Below are 21,596 nucleotides of genomic sequence, written 5' to 3' on the forward strand. Positions count from 1 at the left end.
GACAGACTCGAAGAGCTGCGCAGCAGAGGGGGTGAACGGGACTGGCATCGAGACGGAGCGGGGGACGATACACCGCGCCGGGGTGGCGCTTCGGTTCACCCCCTCCCAGCCTCCCCCCTCAAGGGGGAGGGGCTAAAGGTCCTTTCTGGCGTCCAGGACTTGCTGGATTCGTTCGAGGACGCCGGGGATGTTGCTTCGCACTTCGTTGTTCCAGAAGCGCAGGGTCTGGAAGCCGTGGTCGAGCATGTCGGCGTCTCGTTCCCGATCGGCGTCGCTGTTCAGGTGTTGGCTGCCGTCGAGTTCGATGACGAGGGTGCGTTCGTAGCAGACGAAGTCCGCGACGTACCGGCCCATGGGTTCCTGTCTGCGGAACGTTACGCCGAGTTGTCTGCGGCGCAGGTGCTGCCACAGGAGGATTTCTTCGGGGGTCATGCGCCTGCGCAGCATGCGGGCCACGTCGGTGGATGGGCTGGTGCGCGCGTCATGTGGGGTCACGCCGCAGTGTAATTGCGTTGTTCTCCCTCCCCCTTCAGGGGGGAGGGTCGGGGAGGGGGTGAACCGCAGTGTCCCCCCGACCAACTCAAGAGGTACTCAATGAAAATTCCGTATTCGTGGTTGAAGGAACTGGTGCCGGGTCTGCCGGTCGTGTCGGAGCTGGAGCCGATCTTCGCGCAGCTGGGTCTGCCGCTGGAGGGTGTGGAGGAGGTCACGGCGCCGCCAGCGGGGGTGCTGATGGTAGCGGTGAAGGCGGCGGAGGCGATGCCGGGCACGCAGTTGACGAAACTGACGCTGGACGCTGGTGATCACGGTGAGAAGGTCATTGCGTCGGGTGCGGGGAACGCGGTGGGTCTCCCGGTGGGGACGATGCTGGCGCTGGTGTCGCCGGGCACGGAGCTGGGCGGCCTGACGTATGGCGTGCGGGCGTTGCAGGGCGTGGAGTCGTGGGGCATGGCGGCCAGCGCGAAGGAGCTGGGTCTGGGCGAGAGCAGCGCGGGCCTGATGCTGTTCCCGGCCGGGACAGCGAAACCGGGCACGCCCATGCGCGAGCTGTGGGCGGCGGATCACGTGCTGGATGTGGAGGTCACGCCGAACCGCGCAGATGTGCTGAGCGCGCTGGGGCTGGCGCGGGATCTGGCAGCGTTCCTGAAACTGGAGCTGGTGGAACCGGCGGCCGGGCCGGAGGCGGTGGGGGAGGGCGAGATCCGCGTGTCCCTGCCGGAGAAGGGCATCCGCATCGAGCGTGACCCGACGCAGAAGTTGCGTTTCGGTTGCGACCGTTTCGTGGCGCGCACGGTCAGTGGACTGCGGAACGGTCCGGCGCCGCTGTGGATGCAGCGCCGCGTGAGCCTGTCCGGCATGCGCTCCATTGACCTGATCGTGGATACCAGCAATTACGTGATGCTGGAACTGGGCCAGCCGACGGCGCTGTACGACCGGCGGGACGTGCGGGGCGATCAGATTCTCGTGGCGTTCGGGCTGCGGCAGGGCGAGCGGGTGCGGGACCTGATGGGCGGCGAGCACGAGGTCGGCCCCGAGGACCTGCTGATCCTCGACGGCGCGCAGCCCGAGGTGTCCACGGTCGCGGAGGCCTTCGAGACCGCGAAGCAGCCCAAAGTGGGCGACACGGTGCTGGGCATCGCGGGCATCATGGGCGGCGATCACGGGCACGTGCGCGCCGACACGACGGACGTGGTGGTGGAGGTCGCGCACTTCGATCCGGTGCTGCTGCGCCGCACGAGCACCCGCCTGGGCCTGAAGACGGACGCCGTGTACCGCTACGAGCGCGGCGTCGACCCCCTGCTGCCCGAGCGCGCGGCGGCCCGACTGGTGGGCCTGCTGGGCAACGCGGGCGGGCAGGTGCACCCCGGCGCGACCGTCGTGGGCGACCCGGAGATCCCCGGCCGGATCGAGGCGACGGGCGAGCAGATCCGCGCGCTGCTGGGCATGCCCGTGGACACCGACGAGATGCGCGGCATCCTCACCCGCCTCGGGTGCGTTGTGGAGGGCGAGGGGGACGCCCTGAGTGTCGTGCCGCCCTCGTGGCGGGTGGACATGGCGATCTGGCAGGATCTCGCCGAGGAGGTCGCGCGCCTGCACGGCTTCGTGCACCTGCCCGAGAGCCTCCCCACCCTGCGCGTGCATGAGAGCAACATCGGCGCCGAGAAGCCCGGCGTGGCCCGCGCGACCCTGCGCCGCACCCTGGCCGGCATCGGCGCGCAGGAGGTCGTGACGTACACCTTCACCAGCGACGAGGAAGCCGAGAAGGCCCGCACTGAGCGGCCCGGCGTGCGCCTGCGCAACCCCCTGACCGCCGACCGCACCGGGATGCGCACCGCGCTGTACCCCAGCCTCGTGAAGGCCGCGCAGGCCCACGCGAAGGGCGACCGCGTGCTGATCTTCGAGATGGGCCGCGTCTTCCCCGCCAGCGGCGAGACCGAACGCGTCGGCCTCCTGATGCGCGGCCCGCTGGCGCCCCGCACCGATCAGGCGGGCGTCGCCGGGGACTTCCGGGCATTCAAGGGCCTCGTGGAGTCGCTGGCGGGCACCCTGGGGGCCAGCTTCGAACTGCGCCAGTTGCGCGCTGAGGCCGTCCCCAGTGCCCTGCACCCCGGCATCGCGGGCGAGGTCGTCTGGAACGGCCAGAGCGTCGGCTGGCTCGGCGCGCTGCACCCCGAAATCGCCCAGGCGTTCGGCCTCAAGGGCGACACCTTCCTGATGGAAGCCGCGCTGCCCCTGCCGGGCCGCGAGTGGGCGTTCCGCGACCCCAGCCGCGCGCCCGCCGCGTGGCGCGACCTCGCCGTCATCACCCCCGCCGGTGTCAGCTACGGCGAGATCGCCGCGCTGCTGCGCGAACACGGCGGCACCCTGCTGGAAAGCGTGGAACCCTTCGACGTGTTCACCGGCGAGCAGATCGGCGCGGGCAACCGCTCCGTCGCGGTGCGCCTCGTCTTCCGCGGCGACAGGACCCTCACCGACGCCGAGGTGGACCCCGTCATGGACGCCCTCATGCGCGCCGTCCGCACGCAGGGGTGGAGCATCCGCGAGAAGTAACCCCTCTGCGGGGCAGCTCTTCGAGTCCGCCCCTCTGGGGCACCTCCCCTCAAAGGGGAGGCGGAAAGAGGCCAGGGCCATGTGCTCTGGCCTTTTTCCTGCGCAGTTCTCAGGCGGCAGGTGGGCAGACTGGACGCATGTGGCGAACGCTTCTGATGGCAGTGGCAATTCTGGGCGGGTCTGGTGTCGCGCAGGCGGCTTCCATGCCTGTCTCGGTGCGGTTCGGGGCGCTGTACTGGATCGACGCGCAGGGGGGCGCGCCGGGGGTGGAGGCCGGGCGGGTGCGGGTGCCGCTGGTGGCCGCGTGCGACCTGCTGGGCCTGACCTGCCCGGTCTCGGGGCGTGCGGCGGTCGTCAATGGCGTGCGGGTGCCGGTCGTGGCGGGCCGGGTGGCGCTGCGTGACCTGATCGCGGCCCGGACGCCGTTCACCCTGACCTTCGACGCGCGTTCCCGGACAGCGGTGGTGAGCACCCCACCGCTGGTCAACATGATCGCCGTGCCGTGGATGCGGGCCGAGCAGGACTGGGGCCTGACGCTGAATCCACCCTACCGGGGGCCGCTCTGGGCCCAGCGGGGCGCACCGGAGCGCGCGCCGTCGCGGTTGCGGCGATACGTGCTGACCTCCGGTGGTGAGGCGCTGGGCGGCGTGACCCTGCTGGGTCACCTCAGGGCAGGGGTCGTCGGGACGAGCGGTGTGCTGAATGTCGTGGGAGCGCAGGCCCCGTCCCTGCCGGACACGCCGAACCGTGACCCGGGCTGCGGCGCCCGCCCCCGCTGCGAGGGGCGCGCCGACGTCCGGGCGCTGTGGGTGCTCGCGGCGGTGGAGGCCGCCCGCTGAGTCGGGTCAGCCGTGCGTGCGCCACCAGCGGAGGTTCGCGCGGCTCAGCTCGCCGCTGAGTTCCTCGTCGCCCGGCAGGTCGTCGGGGCTGAACCAGCCGACCTCCAGCACCTCGCCGTCCTGCGGGGTGAGGGTGCCGGTGACGCCGTGGGCGCGGTACAGGACCGACACGTAGTCCACCACGTGTCCGTTCGGGTACGTGAAGCGGTACTCGGGGCCGGCGAACATGTGCAGGGGGATCAGGTGGGCGGCGCGCAGGCCGGTCTCCTCGAACAGTTCCCGCGCGGCTGCCCCTGCGAAGGTCTCGCCGGGTTCCAGGCTGCCGCCGGGCAGCGTCCACAGGCGGGTGTGCCCGTGCCGCAGCAGCAGGAGGCGGCCCCGGTCGTCGGTGACGAGGACGTTCGAGCCGGGCGCGAACCAGGGGCGCGGGCCGATCACGCGCCGCAGATCCATCAGGAAGTTCCCGACCGGCGGCGCGGGTGGGGTGGGGGCCAGTGGCAGGGGCGGCAGGCCCGCGCGGGCGCGCAGGACGTTCATGCTGGCGCGGTTGGCGTTGTTGCTGAGGTCCGGCAGGGCGTCCAGCGGGAACCAGCGGAGTTCCAGCGTCTCGCCGCTGTCGTCCGGCGCGGCCTGCTCCAGCGCGGCGGCGCTCAGCGTGCCGTGCGCACGCATCCCGATGATGTAGATCTCGTGCCCGTTCGGGTAGCGGTGGAATAGTTCCGGGCCGTCCTGCAAGCCCTCGGACAGTGGCATGAGGGTCAGGTTGGGGCAGTCCAGGCCGGTCTCCTCGAACAGTTCGCGGCGGGCGCCGGTCAGGAAGTCCTCGCCGGGTTCCAGCGCGCCGCCCGGTTCGCCCCACAGGCCGTCATCACCCCGGCGTTGCAGCAGCACCCGCCCGTGCTCGTCCTGAATCAGCGCGCCCGCCGACGCCGCCATCAGGGGCGCGTTGCCCCACACGGCCCGCAGTTGCATCAGGGTCACGCCCAGCCTCCCTGCAACAGCGCGCGCGTCTCCGCGACGGCCTCCTGCCAGATGCGCTGCATCTCCCGGTCCGGGCGGCGGTGCAGCCCACCGTAATTCCCGTCGCCCAGCCGCTCCCGCACCAGCGCGGGCGGCAGTTGCCGCAGGGCCGCCACGTCCACCATGGGTTTGCGCTCCTCGGGGGCCGTCACGCCCTCCAGGCGCGTCCAGGGGAAGTTCTCCATCCAGCTCGCGTGACTCGCCAGTTCATCTGTGGCCTGCACGGCCGCCCAGGTGCGCGGCGCGTTCCACCAGTTATGCCACTGCACCCGCGCGTCCGGATGCCGCGCCAGCCACTCCCCCAGCCACCCCTGCCCAGGCGAGTTCCCCCCGTGCCCGTTCACGATCAGGATCCGCCGGAACCCCTGCCCGTACAGGCCCGACAGCAGGTCGTCCAGCAACGCCAGGTACGTGCCCACCCGCAGGCTCACGGTGCCCGGATACGCCGTGAACGACGGCGTCACCCCGTACGGCAGCGCCGGGAACACCGGCACGCCCAGCCCGTCAGCGGCCTCGGCGGCCACGCGCGCGGCGAGGTGCGTGTCGGTCGCCAGACTCAGGGTCGCATGCTGCTCGGTGCAGCCCAGCGGCAGCACGCAACGGTCCTCGGTGCGCAGCGTCTCGGCCACCATGGCCCAGTTCATGTCCTCGATCCGCATGAACCACGCTACCGCACCGCCTATGCCTTCACCGCCACAAACAGGACAGGCCGGAGCACCCGCCCCGGCCTGCGCCCTGTCCGCGTGCGTTCAGCGGCGCGGGTTGGCGATCTCCTGAAGGTCCTTCTCGGCCGTGCGGAAGTCCGTTTCGACCAGTTTGCCGCTCTTGACGTAGCGGAACTTCACCTGATCGCCCGGCTGCAGGTCCATGTCGTTCCCGTCGGCCAGCGGGCCGAAGGCGGTCACGACGGCCTTGCCGTTGAAGCTCAGGGCGGCGTTCACGGTGCCGCCGATCCTGTCCAGGGCGTTGGGGGCGCTCATGGCTTTCTCGCTGAACTCCAGGTTGCTCAGGTCGCGCAGGTACACGTTCAGTTCGGTCTTGTGGCTGGGGATGTCCAGCGTGCCGGTCAGGTCGGCGCGGGTGGGAGTGAACGTGAACGCCGCGCCGCAGCGGTCGCTGGTGGTGCCGGTCACGTTCAGTTTCATGCTGGCGTCCACCTTCTCTTTGGTGGTCGCGTACTGCGCCGAGCCGCTGAGCAGCACGTCCTTCTCGGTCCAGGCGTACGCCAGGTCCAGTTTGGCGGGGGCGTTCGTCTCGCGGCCCGCCCAGCCGCTCAGGGTCAGCGCGGTGGGGCCGGCGGTGTTCAGGCAGTCGCCGGGCGTCATGTTGAACTTCAGGCCCGCCACGGTCTTCCCGGAGACGGTGACGCTGCCGGTCGCGTTGGTCGGCACTTCCTGCTGACGGGGGAGCACCTGCCCGGTGTTGTAGTCGTACGCGTACCCGTTGTTCACCCAGACGGTCGCGGCGCCGCCGACCTTCCAGCTTGCCTCGATGCGCACGCCGGATTGCTCGTCGATCTCCACGTAGCCGTCTTTGGGCAGCTCGGAGTACTGGTAGCCGCCGTCGCGGGTGTACGTGCGAGTACCAGTGGCCAGGGTTTCCTTCACGGTCGTCATGGCCTGCGTGGTCACGCGCCCCTGGCCACCGAGGCCCTGCACGAAGTTCTTGCCGAACGACGCCGCGCCGCTCAGGTCCAGGCTGTTGGGGCGGACGGGCGCGCCGCCCACATTGAACAGGCCCAGCAGGGCTTTCAGGTCGGGGTCCAGGTCCGGATTGTTCGGGTCGGTCATGGCGGCCATCTTCTTGGCGGCGCTCTGGGCGGTGCCCATCACGTCCTGCACTTCCAGGCTCTGGCCCACGACGGGCGCGGCGGGTTCGGTCTTGGCCGGGTCAACCGGAGCCGGATTGGTGGGTTGCGTGGGCGTGGTGGTACGGTCGCAGGAGGCGAGGAGCAGGGCGCCGACGGTCATCAGGGCAAGGGAACGTTTCACACACTCAGCTTAGGGAACCTTCAGAAAGCTGTCGTGCGGACATGACGCACCCTTCTCCGACCCCCCCGGCTGGGGTGCCCTGGCCATTCAGGGCAGTTCTGGCAGGCCCTGCTCGCGGCGCAGGAGGTTCAGGCTGGCAACATTGATCGCGCCGCTCAGGGGCGGCAGGCCCGTCAGCGGGAACCACGCGAGGGCCAGTGTTTCACCGCTGTCGTCGGGCGCGGCGAGGTCCAGCGCGGCGGCGCTGAGGGTGCCCCGTGTGCGCAGGCCCACCTGATACTGGTCACCGCGCGGCGTGCTGATGCGGAAGGCGGGGCCGTCGATCAGGGCGTCCGGCAGCGGCATCAGGCGCAGGTCCGGGCAGATCAGGCCGGTCTCCTCGAACAGTTCGCGCTGCGCGGCCTGCAGGAAACTCTCGCCGGGGTTCAGGTGCCCGCCGGGCGTACCCCACCGGCCGTCGTCGCCGCGCCGTTGCAGCAGCACGCGCCCGTGCTCGTCCTGAATGAGGACGCTGACGCCCACGGACAGCGTGGCGGCCGGGCGGGCCGGGAGGGTGGTGAAGGGGTCGGGTGGACCGGACATGCCCGGCACCCTAGCGCGGCGCGCGGCGTAGCGTGAGGGCATGACCGACACGCCCCGCCCGGACGCCCACCCCGCCGAACCCTGGAGTTACGAGACGACTGCCGTGCAGAGCAGCATTCCGCGCGGGCTGGGGCAGACCATCGGCCTGCCGATTCACGCGGCCGCCGCGTTCCAGTTCGACACGCTGGAAGAAGCGCAGAGCGAATTTCAGTACAACACGGGCCTCAGTTACGCCCGCCTTCAGAACCCGACCGTGCGGGCGCTCGAAGACCGCCTGACCACCCTGGAGGGCGGCGCGGCCACCGTTGCCGTGGCGAGCGGGCAGGCGGCCACCCTGACCGCGATTCTCAGCGTGTGTCGCGCGGGGGATCACGTGGTGTCAGCGTCCAGTCTGTTCGGCGGGACGACCGGAATGCTCAGTAACATCCTGCCGCTGATGGGCATCACGGCCACGCTGGTCGAGAACACTCCCGAAGCCGTGCGGGCCGCCATGCAGCCCAATACCCGCCTCGTGTGGGCCGAGATGATCAGCAACCCCGCCGGGGACATCGCGGACATCCGTGCTTTCGCGGACATCGCACACGCGCACGGGGCGTTGCTGGCCATCGACAACACCTGCGGCGGCGTGGGCTTCCTGGCCCGGCCGCTCGCGCACGGCGCGGACATCGTCAGTCAGTCCCTGACCAAGTGGGCGGGCGGGCACGGCAGCGTGCTGGGCGGGGCCGTCACGGTCGGCACCGGGCACGACCTGACGCGCAATCCCATCTACACGGACGGCGGCGAGCAGAGCATCCTGAACGTGCGCGGCGACGCGGCCCTCGCGTGGCGGCAACGCTGGTTCGGCGCGCACCAGCTGGGCATGACGCTGGCCCCGCACAGCGCGTTCCTGATCGCGCAGGGCCTCGAAACCCTCGCCCTGCGACTGGAGCGTGAGAGTGCGACCGCGCTGGGCCTCGCGCAGTGGCTTGAAGCGCACCCGCGCGTCGGGAAGGTCAGTTACCCCGGCCTGCCCAGCCACCCGCACCACCACCTCGCGCAGACTTACCTGCGCGGCGGTCAGGGCGCGGTCCTGACCTTCGAGGTGCCGGACCCCAGCGCGTTCCTGTCGCGCGTGCGGGTGCTGCGCATCGCCCCGAACCTGGGGGACGTGCGCACGCTGGTCGTGCACCCCTGGACGACCACGCACGCCCGCGTGCCCGAAACGGCCCGTCACGCCGCCGGGGTCACGCCGCTCACCATCCGCATGAGTGTGGGCGTCGAGGCCCTGGCCGACCTGAAAGCGGACATCGAGCAGGCGCTGTAACCCCGTTCGTCCGGCTTCCGTATCATCGGATTCCGTCTGTTCCGTTGGCAGATCGGAACACCACCGATCTGCCAACTCCACGCCCGGCAGCCCGCTTCCGCTCCCACTCGCATCCGCTCGGATTGAATGGTTCTGGCAAACCATTCAATCGGAGTCTGGATCAGTCGAACAGGGTGGGGGTGCGCTCCGGGACCTGCTGCGCCTTGCGGTCACGTTTCACGCGGTACATGGCGTGATCCGCGCCGGACAGCAGGGCGCTGGTGGTCACGCCCGCCAGCAGACGGCTGTGCATCTGTCCCACCGAACCGGCGGTCGTGAGCGTCTGTCCGTCCGGCAGGGTGATGGGCCGCGCGATCAGCGCCGCGATCTGCCCGGCCAGCGCCTCACCCCGCCCGGGGCTGCCCAGGAACACCAGCGCGAACTCGTCGCCGCTGAGGCGGGCGGGCAGCAGGTCGGGTTCCTGCGCGGCCAGTCCGGTCAGGCGATGCCCGGTCACGCGCAGCACCTCGTCCCCGGCGGCGTGCCCGTACCCGTCGTTCACGGTCTTGAAGCCGTCCAGATCCAGGAACAGCACGCCCACGTCGGTCCTGGCGGGGTTCTGCGCCAGCCAGCTGTCCAGGCGGTCCAGGCACGCGCGGCGGTTGGGCAGGCCGGTCAGGTCGTCGGTGTGCAGTTGCCGCCACAGGTCCTGGCGGCTGCTCTGAAGGGCCTGCGCGGTGCTGCGCAGTCGGGTGGTCAGGCGGCGTTGCCGCACACCCAGCAGTTCCTGCCGGATCAGCAGCAGCGCCGTGAGCGCCATGATTCCGACAAAGATGCCGTTCTCCACGGACTCCCCGTGCGAGATCAGGGCCCACGTCAGTGCGGCGACAGCCAGCGACGCGTACGGTCCCAGTTGCACCAGGGTCGGAACCCAGGCGGGCTGGTTCCAGTCGGGCCGGTCGGTGGGGGGCAGGGCGCGCAGGGCCGACAGGCCGAACGCTCCCATGGCGGCCGTCCACAGGACCGTGACGGGATGCGCCGGCGAGTACGCCTCGCGGGAGCTGAGCGCCACGTACGCCACGTCTCCCGCCACGATCATCACGACGCCCGCCACGAGCGGCGCGGCCAGCAGCGGCAGGCGGCGGCGCGAGAACAGTAGCGCCAGCAGCGTGCTGAGGATCCAGGCGTCCAGCGCCGGGTACAGCACGCCCGTCCACCACGCCAGTTGCTGCTGCCCCGGAACCTGCCTTGCCAGCAGCACGTACAGCGGCAGGATGATGGTCAGGGTGGTCGCCAGGATGTTCAGTTTCGGCACGAGTGGCAGCGCCCGCCCGCCCCCCAGGGGCCGCAGCGCCCACCACAGCAGCGGGTAGAACAGCAGGTACAGCACGTCGGCGGCAGTGGGCACGCCGGTCATGACGGCCAGGGCCGGGGTGGCGTACACGAACACCACCTCGGCCGCCACGTACGTTCCCACGGCGGCCAGCAGGCGGCGGAACACCGTCCCGGGCGGCCCGCCAACCCGCACGGACGCCAGGGCCAGCGCTCCCAGCGCCAGCACCCGCATCAGCAGGCCCGTCCAGATCGCCCCTTCCGGGTGGCCGGTCAGCAGCAGGCCCAGCGTCGCCGCGCAGATCGTGGCGACCAGCACGACACCGCGCCCCCACCAGTGTGCGGGAAGTGGGGAGGGCGCGGGGACGCTCATGACCCCAGTGTTTCACCCGTTCGTTGACATGAATCCCACAACCTCACCCCGAACCGCTTCATGAACCGGTCAGCTGGGGGGAGGGGTGGCCGCTTACAGCCAGGCTTTCTGGCCCAGGATGTACTCCCGCTCGAAGTCTGCGTCACTCTTGGTCAGGTAGATGATGCCCTCGACCAGTCCCAGCAGGCCCACGGCGCTGCTGACCAGCGCGGCCAGCGGCAACGTGATGACCAGCCCGAAGCCCAGCGTCAGCAGGCCCAGCACGAACGCCACGATCCACACGCCCACGTTCACGCCCAGCATGATCGCGCCGGGCGTGGTGTTCCCCAGGTAGAACTTGTGCACGCCCAGGCTGCCCAGGAAGATGCCCAGCAGACCCGCGATCAGCTTCTTCTGCGCGACGTCCGCGCGGCCCAGCGGCTGTGGGGCCTGTGGTCGCGCCGGCTCTCCGAACGTGTCCAGATTGGAAGCGGGCGGCGTGACCAGCGGCGCGCTCAGGCCCGGCTGTGGTGCCGCCGGTTTCGTCAGGGACGGCGATGCGGTCGGGACCGGAGTGGCCGGGGGAATGCGCAGGTCCTGGGTACGCCCGTCGTCCGGTCCGCTCGTGCCCGCGCGGCCCAGCACTTCATCCACCCACGACGGCGCGTTGCCCGGCGTGCTCTTCCCGTCATCTTCCGGTCTGGTCATGCCCCCACAGTACCCCCCGGAAGGCCCGGCGTTCATCCTCCGAAAGTCACCGGGTCCGCGCCGCGCAGAGCTGGTCCGCGCCGGTCAGGGCCGCACGCCGCGCGCCACGATCACCGGCAGCGGCACGGTCAGCGGCCCCCGCAGGAACAGCGGCGCGAGGTCCAGCCCGCAGTGCTGCGCCACGATCTGCGCCCGCACGGAAGGCGCGAACCCCGCCAGCGGCTGCCCCTCCAGGCCCGCCGCGATCTCGTCCCAGCGGTCCCCCACGCCCGCCAGGGTGTACGGCAACTCCGTGCGGTCCACCTGCACGTCCCGCAGGCCCGCGCCCAGCAGCAGGTCCCGCGCGGCCTCCGGCGTGGGAATGCGGCCCAGCGGCGGGAACCCCGGCGTGACCCCGTGCGACTCCAGCCGCGCCCGCCACAACCCCGGCAGGTCCCCCAGCAGGCCCCGCCCGAACGACGAGAACACCACCGACCCGCCCGGCCGCACCACCCGCCGCCACTCGCGCAGCGCCGCGCCCATGTCCGGCATGAAGAACAACCCCGACGCGCACACCACCACGTCGAACGACCCGTCCGGGAACGGCAGGCGCGCCGCGTCCCCCACCACGAACCGCGCGCCCGGCACGCGCCGCCGCGCGACCTCCACCATGCCCGCTGACAGGTCCAGGCCCACCACGGACCCGCCCGTGCTCCCCTGACCGGCCTTTACCTGCCCGGTCAGGGCCAGCGCCACGCCGCCTGTCCCGGTCATCACGTCCAGCGCCGCCTGCCCCGGCCGCGCACCCACCCGGTCCGCCACGAACGCCGCCACCCGCGCCAGGAACCCCAGCCGGTCGTACCCGCCGGCCAGCGCGTCGAACTGCTGCCGGTTGCGGTCCTCCCACCCCTCAGGTGTCGTCATGCCCTACCTTATCCGGACTCCGGTGGAATGGTCTGAACAACAGTTCTATCCGAGCGGCTGCGGGGAGGGAACGGGCTCCGGACTACACCCCGCTCAGGGCGGCCTGCACCTGCGCCACCCGATCGGGCACGCTGCCGCGCAGCACCGTGAACGGCACGCCCCGCGTGGCGAGGTCCTGCCGGATGAACGCCTGCTGCACGGCCCGCACCTCGGTGTTCGCGCGCCAGCCGTCCTGCTCGTGCGGGAGGTCGGTGTCGCACAGGAACGCGTGCGCGTAGCGGGCCCGGCAGGCATCGGCCAGGGCGCTCAGTTCCGCCGGGGCCGCGCCGGTCAGCAGGTGCGACCACATCAGGGTGGTGGCAGCGTTCGTGTCGCTGAACACCCACTCGCGCACGCCGGGCGACCTCGCGGCCTCGTCCTCCAGCGCCCGGTGGCCCCGCGCGATCTCCAGGAAGTGCTCGGGGCTCAGCGCGCCTTCCTCGCGTTCGTACACGTCCCGGCCGTACTCGCGCACCCAGGTCGTGCCGAAGGCCTCGCCCAGCGCCCGCGTCAGGGTGCTCTTGCCGGTGCTCTCCGCGCCCAGGATCACCACGCGCCGCACGAAGTGGGCGTACACCACGGGATCGAGGAACTCCCGCAGGCCGTGCACGTCCGCCCGCAGCGCCGTGCCGCTGACCGGTAAGATCTGCCGCGCTTGATCCACGCACACGTGCGCCGCGCCCAGCGACGCCGCGAACGCCTCGCCGTACCCCTCGGACGTGAACACCGCGTCCGGACGCACGCCCCAGCCGTCCAGCACGCCGCGCACGTACTCGCGGTGCACGGCGTCCGGCTCGTCGTTCATGGGTGGGTGCGGGGCGTCCGGCAGCAGTTCCAGGCCCGGAAACAGCCGCGCCGGGTACAGCGCCTGGAGCCAGCCGCGCCGCAGCGGACTGGGCATCTCCGGGAAGTCCGGGCGGGAGTACACCCACACGCTCACACGCTCGCAGCGGGCCAGGGCTGCGTCCAGCAGCCGCATATGCCCCCGGTGCAGCGGCGCGAACTTCCCCACGATCAGGCCGTGCCGGAACTGCTGGCCCTGAAGGTCAGGCAAACGCCACTTCCCGCCGCTCGTCGCGCCGCCACGCGCGCCAGCCGACCACGCTCATGGCTGCCAGCACGAACTGCAACGCGAACAGCACCCAGTACTCCGCGTGCCAGAAGTACACCGCCTGCACGGCATTCACCGCGATCCACACCGGCCACGACCACGCCCAGCGGCGCGTCGTCCCGAAATTGGCAATCAGGGCCAGCGTCACCGCCGCGAACTGCACCCAGTTCCACACCGCGCTGAAATCCGTCACGGCCACCGTGTACGCGAAGATCGCCAGACCCGCCGCCCACGTCACGCCGTACCACAGCGGCTCGTTGAAGCGGATCTCACCCCGCGCCCGCCGCGCCTCCAGGTGCCACAGGTACAGCCCGTGAATCCCGAACAGCAGGTACGTGACCTGCAGACCCGCCAGCATCCACTGCCCCCCCGACGCGAACAGCAGGAAGTACGGCAGCAGCGACAGGTTGCTCCAGTGCCAGTACGTGCTGCTCTTCGCCCACAGGAAATACAGGCTCACCAGCACGCAGAAGCCGCCCATCAGGTCAAGCAGCAGGGTGGGAATCTCCAGACCGAGAATGTTCATGCGATCTCTCCGCTCACGTGTCGATCCGCAGGGTCGCCACGCCCGCCCACGTACCCAGCGGCAGTCGCGCCACGTCGATCAGCAGCAGCGCCACGCGACCCGCCGTGACCGTCACCAGTCGCCGCTCCGGGTGGGCCAGGAACAGCGCCTGCGCCGCCCGGATGGTCTGCACTTCCTCCGGCGCGTAGAAGTCCGCCGCGTTCCCATCTGCTTCACGCCGCGCCAGCCGCTCCGCCACGCGGAAGTCCGATTCGGTCACCTCCACCTCGACCTCGCCGGTCGGGAGGGGCAGCAGGCCCAGCCAGTCCACGCGCCCCAGCTCGTCGGCCGTGAACGCGCGCGGCAGCACGAAGGGCACGTACGGCGTGTCCGTGTCGCTCGATTCGGTCAGGGAAGACATGGCCCCCGCCAGCGCCGCCGCGAACGCCACACCCTCCTGCACGGCCTCAGGACTCGCCGCTTCTCCCCGCTGCTCCGGCCAACCGAACACCCCGTCCGGCGACAGGCGACCCGCCACCACCACCGGCGACACCGACCCATCCGCCCGGTACGCCACCAACCGCTCCAACTGCACCTGCACGTTCAGATCACCGCTCATAAGTCTCCTTCCCATTCATTCCCGCCCAGTCGCGTCAGCACGGCCACCTGCCGTGCCAGCGCCGTGGGCGTCCACGTGGCTTCCGGCTCGCTCCGCTCGTCCCGCCGCACGTCCGCCCGGCTCAGGAATCCCTGCTGCGCCAGCCCCAGCAGTGCAGAGGCGAACTCCTGCCGGGACAGACCCGCCACCGTCGCTGTGCCACTCACTGGCAGGCTGTCGGCGAACGGGTCGATCGGATCAAGCAGGTCGAACAGACCCACGAACACACGCAACTCCCGGTCGGACAGACCCTCGATCACGCGCATCGTCTGGAATTTGTCCGGCGCGGGCGGCGGGAAGCTCAGCACGCACCCCGCCAGCGCCCGCGCGATGAACTGCAGCTTGTCCTCGGACTCCGCGACCTCCGCCGCCCGCACCGCCTGCACCACGTTTGCCTGGAAGGCATCGGATCGCAGGTACGCGTGATCCACTGACCCCGCGAAGGCCCGCAGCAGCGTGGCGAACTCGGTATGCACGTGGCGGGCCAGCCGCGCCGCCTGCCGCTGATTCGCATAGGCGAACCACTCCGGCAGGGACGAGGAGGGGAGGCCCAGCGGTTCCAGGGACTGAAGGGCGGGGAGTAGGGGGGTGAGAGCGTTCATGGTGTTCCATAGCCCATGAGCCACGTGTCCACTCGATCCTGGAATTCTGCCAGGGATTCACTAGGCTGTCCGCTGAGGACGGCTTGGTATGCCGTGACCAGACCTGACATCGTTGTCGGATCTCGATCAAAATCCCGTTTCACACTGTCGTGTAGCGAAAATTTACCAGATGCGGTTTCTTCGGTAATGACAGTCATCGCTTTCATGACCTGATGTATAGAGTAGTTTCCTACGACCATGCCCTCAAGCAAGTTGCCCAGAAGCGGCCCAAGACTTTCCCAGCTAAGAATATGATTTGCAAGCATATGAAGACCCAAAATGAGATCATCGTCTTGTCCGGAAGACGTTAACTGCCATGCTTGTGGGTAATCATTCGATTCATCTTCCAAGTTGAGTATTGATTTTCGAATTTCATCTGCTGATATCAGACCGCTTTCATGGAGGATGAGCCAGATGTTGGCCCAGGCACGTGTACGCCAGTGGATCTGTCCTCCCGGCTGGCTCATCCCCTCCCTCGCACTTCCTCCAGCGTGTCGCGCACCAGCAGTTCCCCGTCGCGGTACACGGTGCGCAGCAGGCTGCCGGGGAAGTCGGTGTCGAAGGTCTTGTAGGCCTTGGTGACCATGCGGCCGCCTTCCTGTACGAGGTCGAGGACGCCGTCCTTGCTGCGTTTGCCGGGGTCGGTGACGGGGTCTTTGTAGATGCCCCGGTACGCCCCGTCGATCAGGCCGGCGCTGGCCTTGTACGCGAAGCGCTGGGTGTCCCGGTCGACTTTCTGGAGGAGTGCGCCGCCCATGCCGAAGCTCACGTTCTCGGCGCTGTAGCCGTCCACATCGAGGTTGTCGAGGATCTGGCGGATGGTGTGTTCGTCGATGCCGTCGCCCTGGATAACCCGGACGTGGTTCAGGATCTTGTAGCCCTTGCTGTTGATGGTGGTGCCGTAGCGGGCGGCCAGCGCATTGACGGCGAGGCGCACCATGGCGGGCGGTTCGCCGCTGTCGGGCCGGACGACCAGGGTGCCACCGGATTCGATGACCTGCTGCCTCAGCGTGTCGCCCCACAGGTTGTTGATGGCGTTTTTGAGGTCGTAGGAGTCGCTGACGACGGCGTACACGCTGCCGGGGCGGCTGAAGCGGGTGATCATGTTGCGGTACGCGTCGACCTCGTGTTCCTTGCCCCAGCTGGTGATGGTGCTGTGTTCAGCGGCGGGGATGCTGAAGCCCGCGAGGTCGCTGTCGTAGTGGTTGCGCCCCACGCGCAGGGCTTCCAGGGTGTCGCTGCCCTGGAAGTTGATGAGGTGCGCGAGGCCGCCGATGCCGGCGCTTTCGCGGCTGCTGACGCCCCGGCTGCCGAAGTCGTGCAGTTTGAAGGGGAGTTCCTCGGCGGCATGGTCGCTGGTTTTTTCCAGCGCGGCGCGGATGATCTCGCGGATGAAGTAGCTCTGCGTGGCGACGGTGGTGGGGTACCAGACGCGCATCAGCATGGTCTCAAACCAGCCGGGCAGCCAGGGCAGTTCGGGGTCGGTGTTCGTGCAGGTCATCAGGACGTTGTGGATGGGCACCAGCGTGCCTTCGGGAACGGCGCGGATCTCCAGGGGCAGGCGGCCGCCGTGCACGTTCACGATGCGCATCCAGCCCTCAAAAGGGAAGGGCTCGCCGTGCGCTTCGATCAGCGTGCGGGCTTCCTCGACCATCTCGGCGGTGATCCGGCGGGTCAGGTAGCGGTCGAGGATGTACTGCAATCCGAAGAAGCGGGTCTGCGGGTACTTGCCGCCGCGTGATTCCAGGTAGGAGAACAGGCGGGTGGTGCCCTGTGGGTACTGGAGGAAGTGGCTGCTCTTGTAGCTGTCGGTGTCGAGGATCAGGTTGTCGTCGCTGAGGGGGGTGCGGGTGGTGGTCATGGGGTGCCTCCTATGGTGACGCCTTGTCTTGACTCATAATCCGAAAATCTATTGTGAAAACTATGAGTTAGGGGTCGTGTATTTCGGGTGTGCAGGCGGTGACAGGCCGCAGTTCACGCACCCACGCGCACTTCTGGGAGATGACGGGTCCTTCATAGCGCCTGACCGGGCATTCATTTACCCTTTCTTCATGTCTGCCGTGCGCCGCCTTCCCCTCCTCCTGCTGCTGTCCGGCCTGCTGCTCGGCTGCGGGAATTCCAGCGGGACCGGTTCCGCCCCAACCCCCACCCCCACACCCGGCACGCCCACCCCGGCGCCCACGCCTGCCCCCGCACCGGCCCCCACGCTGCCTACTGCCAAGTGGAGCGATCCTGCCACCTGGGGCGGCACGCTGCCCACCGCCGGGCAGAAGGTCACCCTGCCCGCCGGGAAACGCGTGCTGCTCGACACCACCCCGCCCGACCTGGCTGGCCTGACCATCCCTGCGGGCAGCGCCCTGGAATTCGAGGACAGCGCCGACCGCACCCTGCGCGCCGGGTGGATCATGGTGCACGGCGAACTGCGCGTGGGCAGCACAGATAAGCCGTTCACGCACCATGCCGGAATCCTCCTGACCGACACCACCCCCGGCGAGGACGTCATGGGCATGGGCGACCGCGTGCTGGGCGTCATGGACGGCACCCTGGAACTCCACGGGCAACCCCGCCTCGCCTGGACGCGCCTGAACGCCACCGCCCGCCGGGGCAGCAGCACCCTGACCCTGGAGCGCGCCCCGGACTGGCAGCCCGGCGACAGCCTCACCCTGACGAGCACCGACTTTGGCCCCAACCAGACCGAGCAGGTCACCGTGCAGCGCGTCAGCGGCAGCACCGTCACCCTGGCCGCGCCCCTCAAGTACACGCACTGGGGCGACCCGATCACCGTTGCGGGCCTGAGCGTGAACGAACGCGCCGAGGTGGGCCTCCTGACCCGCAACGTCCGCGTGGCCGCCACCGACGACGCCGCGCAGACCGGACTGGGCGCGCACGTCATGATCATGGGCACTGCCCAGGCCCGCATTGAGGGCGCGGAATTCACCCGTGTGGGGCAGCTGAACACCCTGCGCCGCTACCCCGTGCACTTCCACCAGCTGGGCAGCGCTCCCGCCTCCTACCTGCGGGGCAGCAGCGTGCACGCCTCCTTCAACCGCTGCGTCGTCGTGCACGGCACCTCGGGGCTGCGCGTGCAGGACAACGTCACGTACGACAACATCGGCCACTGCCTCTTCCTGGAAGACGGCGACGAGACCGGCAATACCCTCAGCGGGAACCTCGTCACGCGCGTCAGGGCCCCCGACGCCAAACAGGGCCAGACGCCGCTGCTGGACAGTGACAAGCGCCCCGCCGCGTACTGGATCACCCACCCTGCCAACACCGTGCGCGGCAACGTGGCCGCCGGGGTGGACGGCACCGGCTTCTGGCTGGCGTTCCCCGAACACCCCACCGGCCTCGCCGCCGCGAAGACCGACCTCTGGCCCCGCCGCACGCCGCTGGGCGACTTCAGCGGCAACACTGCGCACGGCACGGATCGCGGCCTGAACCTAGACAACGGCCCGAAAGCGGACGGCACCACCGAAACCACCTACTACGCGCCCGTCACCACGCCCAGTGACCCCAAGAGCGCGCCCATCACCGCCACCCTGGGCGACTTCACCGCCTACAAGAACCGCGACCACGGCGTGTGGCTACGCGGCCGGGACCACGTCCTGCTGAACGCCACCCTCGCCGACAACGGTGTGGGCGCCACCTTCGCCAGCGACGACAGCACCCTCAGGGGCGGCACCCTGATCGGCGAGACGCCCAACCTCGGCCAGCCCGAGGGCTGGGAACCCACCGGCACCGGCGGCCGCGCCCTCCCACGCCCCTGGGACGCCAGCTTCCCCATCCGCGGCTTCCAGTTCTACGACGGGCACGTCAGCATCGACGGCGCCGCCCTCGCCGGATTCACGCCCGACGCGACCCGGCAGGCCAGCGGCCTCGGGTACCTCACAAAGAACGCCTTCAGCCTCGAACCCACCAACAACGCACTGAACCTCCGCTGGCCCGACCAGAGCGCCCGCGTGTACTTCCCCGCCGCGCAACCCGACCGGGACGGCGACAAGGCCGCCACGTTCCTCGACACCGACGGCACCACCACCGGCAAGGCCGGCACCACCGTCACCGCCAGCCCCCTGCTGCGCGCCGCGCCCGACTGCACCCCCACCCCCGCCTGGAACGCCAGCACCTGCCCCGGCACGTACACCCGCCTGTGGATTCACGACGACACCGCCGCCCGCATCGGCCCCGTCACCGTCACCGGCCCGCACGGCACGGTCAGCCTGAACGGCAACACCGCCGACCAGAAAACCTTCCACACCACCACCCGCCTCACCCGCACCTACACCCTGACCCCCACCACCCCCAGCGCTCACCTGCGCGTCGGCATCAGCCACAGACAGTCCGGCGACACCCTTACCCTCCGCATCCCCACGCCCACCGAACCCCGCCTGTACCGCGACTGGTGGATCGACAACCGCAACCTTCTCAAGAAGGTCACCCTCGCCGCCCTGGCGGCCACCACCGGCGACAGCTACGCCTACGAGAACGGCACCCTCACCCTGAAACTCGTCGTGCAACAGGGCCGCGACTACGCCGCCACAGACATCTGCGCTGCCGACCTGTGCAAGTAATACGGACTCCGGTTGAATGGCTTGCAAAGCCGTTCAATCCGAGCAGAGCGAGCAGGATAGAAACGGGTTCCGGGCGTGGAGTTGGCAAGCCGGTGTCGTTCCGGGTTGTCAACGAAACAGACGGAATCCGTATAAGGGGTCTGTGCTGGGTCTACAGGTACACCTGACAGCCCCGCTCAATCAGCGTGTCGAAGGCGTCCGGCAACTTCTCGATGCGGTTCCAGCGCAGGTCGAGTTTCCGCAGTGTGGGCAGGTGCGCCAGCCTCTCGGGCAGGGTGGTCAGGGCGTTGGCGCGCAGGTCGAGGGTGTGCAGCGCGTGCAGGTCGCCCAGCGTGTCCGGCAGGTGCGTCAGCGCGTTAAACCGCAGGTTCAGGGTCGTCAGGCGCGGCAACTGCCCCAGCGAGTCCGGCAGTTCTGTCAGCGCGTTGCCCTGAAGGTCCAGCACCTCTAGCGCCCCACACCCCCCCAGCGTGCCGGGCAGGCGGGTCAGGCGGGCATTCATGACGTGCAGTTCCCGCAGCGCGCCCAGCGCCCCGAGGCTGTCCGGCAGGGCCTCCAGCGGGTTGCCGTACAGCCGCAGTTCCGTCAGGGCGCGCAGGTCGCCCAGCCACCCCGGCAGGTGCGTCAGGTCGTTATCCGTCACGTTCAGGTATGTCAGCGCGCCCAGGTGTCGCATGGAGTCTGGCAGTCCCGTCAGCCGGTTGTGGCTCAGGTACAGGAACGCCAGCCGACCCAGCCCCCTGAAGGCGTCCGGCAGGGCGTCCAGTTCGTTGTGCCCCAGGTCCAGCATCCGCAACTCGCGCAGGTCGCCCACCGCGTCCGGCAGCCTCTGGAACTGATTCGCGGACAGGTTCAGCGTCCGTAACCCGCTGCGCGTCCACACCCAGTCGGGCACGGCCCTCAGCGCGTTGTCGTACACGCTGAATACCGTCACGTCCGGCGCTGCCTCCCGCCCCGGCAGCCCGCTCAGGCCCAGCCCGTCCAGATTCACGCTCCGCACCCCCGACCAGTCCGGCGCGGCCAGCAGCGCCGCCCCCCGTACCTTGGAAAGATGCTGGTGAGTGGGCATCAGGGCAGCAGACATGCCCGCAGCGTACCGGCCGCGGGCATGGTCAGGAGGCTCAGGTGAGGTGGCTCAGTCTTTCTTGGGCAGGGCGAGGCCCATCTGCTGGTACATCTGGTACTGGGGGGCGCCGCCGAGCATGTTCTGGCCGCCGTCGACGGGCAGGATGACGCCCGTGACGTAGCTGGCGGCGTCACTGACGAGGAACAGGGCGGCGTTGGCGATGTCCTGGGGGATGCCGAAGCGGCCCAGCGGGACGGTGCTCATGAACTGGTGGCGGGTCTTCTCGTCGGGGGCGAGGCGGGCCATGCCTTCGGTGCCGTCGATGGGGCCGGGGATGATGGCGTTCACGCGGATGCCGCGCAGGCCCCATTCGATGGCGAGGGTGCGGGTCAGGGCGTCCACGCCGGCCTTGGCGGCGACGACGTGCGCCTGCATGGGCACGGGAATGCCGTAGGCGCTGATACTCAGGATGTTCCCGCCGGGGGTGGTCAGGTGGGGCGCGCAGGCCTTGATGGTGTGGTACGTGCCGAGCAGGTCGATCTCGACGACGGTCTTGAAGCCGTTGGGGCTGATGCCGTCGACGGGCGCGGGGAAGTTCCCGGCGGCTCCGGCGAGGACGATGTCGAACGGGCCGAAGGCTTCGACGGCCTGCGCGGCGGCGGCCTGCATGGCGGCGATGTCGCGCACGTCGGCGCTGACGCCGAGGGCCTGCCCGCCCGCGTCGATGATGCCCTGAGCGGCCTTCTGGGCTTTTTCGAGGTTGCGGCCCAGGATGGTGACCCGGCAGCCGTGCGCGGCGAAGCTCTGGGCGATGCCGAGGTTGATGCCGCTGCCGCCGCCGGTGATCAGGGCGTGTTTGCCGGCCAGCAGGTCGGGGCGGAAGGTGCTGTCGGCGGTGCCGGGCTGGAGGGTGCCGAGGGTGGGGGTCTGGGTCATGGGAGTCTCCTT

At 69.8% G+C, this 21,596-nt stretch carries 20 protein-coding genes; 4 read left to right on the top strand and 16 right to left on the bottom strand.

Annotation, left to right across the window (positions count from 1 at the left end):
• Positions 1-132 precede the first annotated feature (132 nt).
• Positions 133-495 carry an endonuclease domain-containing protein gene (locus M8445_RS06715; RefSeq protein ID WP_273990562.1) on the bottom strand — a complete coding sequence of 121 codons (363 nt, stop codon included), beginning with the start codon at positions 493-495 and terminating at the stop codon, positions 133-135.
• Between the two features lie 99 nt (positions 496-594).
• On the opposite strand from M8445_RS06715, the gene M8445_RS06720 reads away from it, so the two are divergent.
• Both M8445_RS06720 and M8445_RS06725 read left to right on the top strand, forming a co-directional pair.
• The gene (locus M8445_RS06720; protein WP_273990563.1) at positions 595-3,051 is read left to right on the top strand and encodes a phenylalanine--tRNA ligase subunit beta; all 2,457 of its coding nucleotides are present in this window, start codon (positions 595-597) and stop codon (positions 3,049-3,051) included.
• A gap of 137 nt (positions 3,052-3,188) precedes the next feature.
• A complete protein-coding gene (locus M8445_RS06725) occupies positions 3,189-3,890 on the top strand; it encodes a hypothetical protein (protein WP_273990564.1) in 702 nt (233 codons plus the stop codon).
• 6 nt (positions 3,891-3,896) lie between these two features.
• Here M8445_RS06725 and M8445_RS06730 read toward each other — a convergent pair whose 3' ends face one another.
• The 4 genes from M8445_RS06730 to M8445_RS06745 all read right to left on the bottom strand — a co-directional run bounded on the left by M8445_RS06730 (position 3,897) and on the right by M8445_RS06745 (position 7,483).
• Positions 3,897-4,862, bottom strand: a complete 966-nt coding sequence (locus M8445_RS06730; RefSeq protein WP_273990854.1) for an NUDIX domain-containing protein — start codon at positions 4,860-4,862, stop codon at positions 3,897-3,899.
• Between the two features lie 5 nt (positions 4,863-4,867).
• A complete protein-coding gene (locus M8445_RS06735) occupies positions 4,868-5,569 on the bottom strand; it encodes a creatininase family protein (RefSeq protein ID WP_273990566.1) in 702 nt (233 codons plus the stop codon).
• A gap of 90 nt (positions 5,570-5,659) precedes the next feature.
• Entirely contained in the window at positions 5,660-6,901 is a 1,242-nt protein-coding gene (locus M8445_RS06740; protein ID WP_273990567.1) for a hypothetical protein, read from the bottom strand.
• A gap of 87 nt (positions 6,902-6,988) precedes the next feature.
• On the bottom strand, positions 6,989-7,483 hold the full coding sequence (locus tag M8445_RS06745) for an NUDIX domain-containing protein (protein ID WP_273990568.1): 495 nt from the start codon (positions 7,481-7,483) through the stop codon (positions 6,989-6,991).
• A 40-nt stretch (positions 7,484-7,523) separates the two neighbouring features.
• Between M8445_RS06745 and M8445_RS06750 the strand changes: the two genes are divergently transcribed.
• The gene (locus tag M8445_RS06750) at positions 7,524-8,786 is read left to right on the top strand and encodes an aminotransferase class V-fold PLP-dependent enzyme (protein WP_273990569.1); all 1,263 of its coding nucleotides are present in this window, start codon (positions 7,524-7,526) and stop codon (positions 8,784-8,786) included.
• A 160-nt stretch (positions 8,787-8,946) separates the two neighbouring features.
• Here the strand turns inward: M8445_RS06750 and M8445_RS06755 are convergent, their stop codons facing one another.
• The 9 genes from M8445_RS06755 to M8445_RS06795 form a co-directional block, all read right to left on the bottom strand.
• A complete protein-coding gene (locus M8445_RS06755) occupies positions 8,947-10,470 on the bottom strand; it encodes a GGDEF domain-containing protein (RefSeq protein WP_273990570.1) in 1,524 nt (507 codons plus the stop codon).
• A 93-nt stretch (positions 10,471-10,563) separates the two neighbouring features.
• Positions 10,564-11,157 carry a TM2 domain-containing protein gene (locus tag M8445_RS06760; protein WP_273990571.1) on the bottom strand — a complete coding sequence of 198 codons (594 nt, stop codon included), beginning with the start codon at positions 11,155-11,157 and terminating at the stop codon, positions 10,564-10,566.
• 84 nt (positions 11,158-11,241) lie between these two features.
• On the bottom strand, positions 11,242-12,060 hold the full coding sequence (locus M8445_RS06765) for a class I SAM-dependent methyltransferase (protein WP_273990573.1): 819 nt from the start codon (positions 12,058-12,060) through the stop codon (positions 11,242-11,244).
• Between the two features lie 82 nt (positions 12,061-12,142).
• A complete protein-coding gene (locus tag M8445_RS06770; protein ID WP_273990574.1) occupies positions 12,143-13,153 on the bottom strand; it encodes an AAA family ATPase in 1,011 nt (336 codons plus the stop codon).
• Positions 13,146-13,736, bottom strand: coding sequence for a nicotinamide mononucleotide transporter family protein (locus M8445_RS06775; protein ID WP_273990576.1), 591 nt, complete (start codon positions 13,734-13,736; stop codon positions 13,146-13,148). Before M8445_RS06775 ends, M8445_RS06770 begins: the two co-directional genes overlap by 8 nt.
• Before the next feature lie 13 nt (positions 13,737-13,749).
• A complete protein-coding gene (locus M8445_RS06780; protein WP_273990577.1) occupies positions 13,750-14,334 on the bottom strand; it encodes a hypothetical protein in 585 nt (194 codons plus the stop codon).
• Positions 14,331-14,975, bottom strand: coding sequence for a hypothetical protein (locus M8445_RS06785; RefSeq protein WP_273990578.1), 645 nt, complete (start codon positions 14,973-14,975; stop codon positions 14,331-14,333). The genes M8445_RS06780 and M8445_RS06785 overlap by 4 nt, the downstream gene beginning before the upstream one ends.
• Positions 14,972-15,481, bottom strand: a complete 510-nt coding sequence (locus M8445_RS06790) for a hypothetical protein (RefSeq protein WP_273990579.1) — start codon at positions 15,479-15,481, stop codon at positions 14,972-14,974. The genes M8445_RS06785 and M8445_RS06790 overlap by 4 nt, the downstream gene beginning before the upstream one ends.
• Positions 15,478-16,875, bottom strand: a complete 1,398-nt coding sequence (locus M8445_RS06795) for a nicotinate phosphoribosyltransferase (protein WP_273990581.1) — start codon at positions 16,873-16,875, stop codon at positions 15,478-15,480. Before M8445_RS06795 ends, M8445_RS06790 begins: the two co-directional genes overlap by 4 nt.
• Positions 16,876-17,065: 190 nt before the next feature.
• Between M8445_RS06795 and M8445_RS06800 the strand changes: the two genes are divergently transcribed.
• Positions 17,066-19,582, top strand: coding sequence for a G8 domain-containing protein (locus M8445_RS06800; protein ID WP_273990582.1), 2,517 nt, complete (start codon positions 17,066-17,068; stop codon positions 19,580-19,582).
• A gap of 151 nt (positions 19,583-19,733) precedes the next feature.
• Here the strand turns inward: M8445_RS06800 and M8445_RS06805 are convergent, their stop codons facing one another.
• On the bottom strand, positions 19,734-20,666 hold the full coding sequence (locus M8445_RS06805) for a leucine-rich repeat domain-containing protein (RefSeq protein ID WP_273990583.1): 933 nt from the start codon (positions 20,664-20,666) through the stop codon (positions 19,734-19,736).
• A gap of 51 nt (positions 20,667-20,717) precedes the next feature.
• A complete protein-coding gene (locus tag M8445_RS06810) occupies positions 20,718-21,584 on the bottom strand; it encodes an SDR family oxidoreductase (protein ID WP_099749597.1) in 867 nt (288 codons plus the stop codon).
• Positions 21,585-21,596: the final 12 nt, after the last annotated feature.

The sequence above is a fragment of the Deinococcus aquaticus genome (assembly GCF_028622095.1).
GTDB lineage: Bacteria > Deinococcota > Deinococci > Deinococcales > Deinococcaceae > Deinococcus > Deinococcus aquaticus.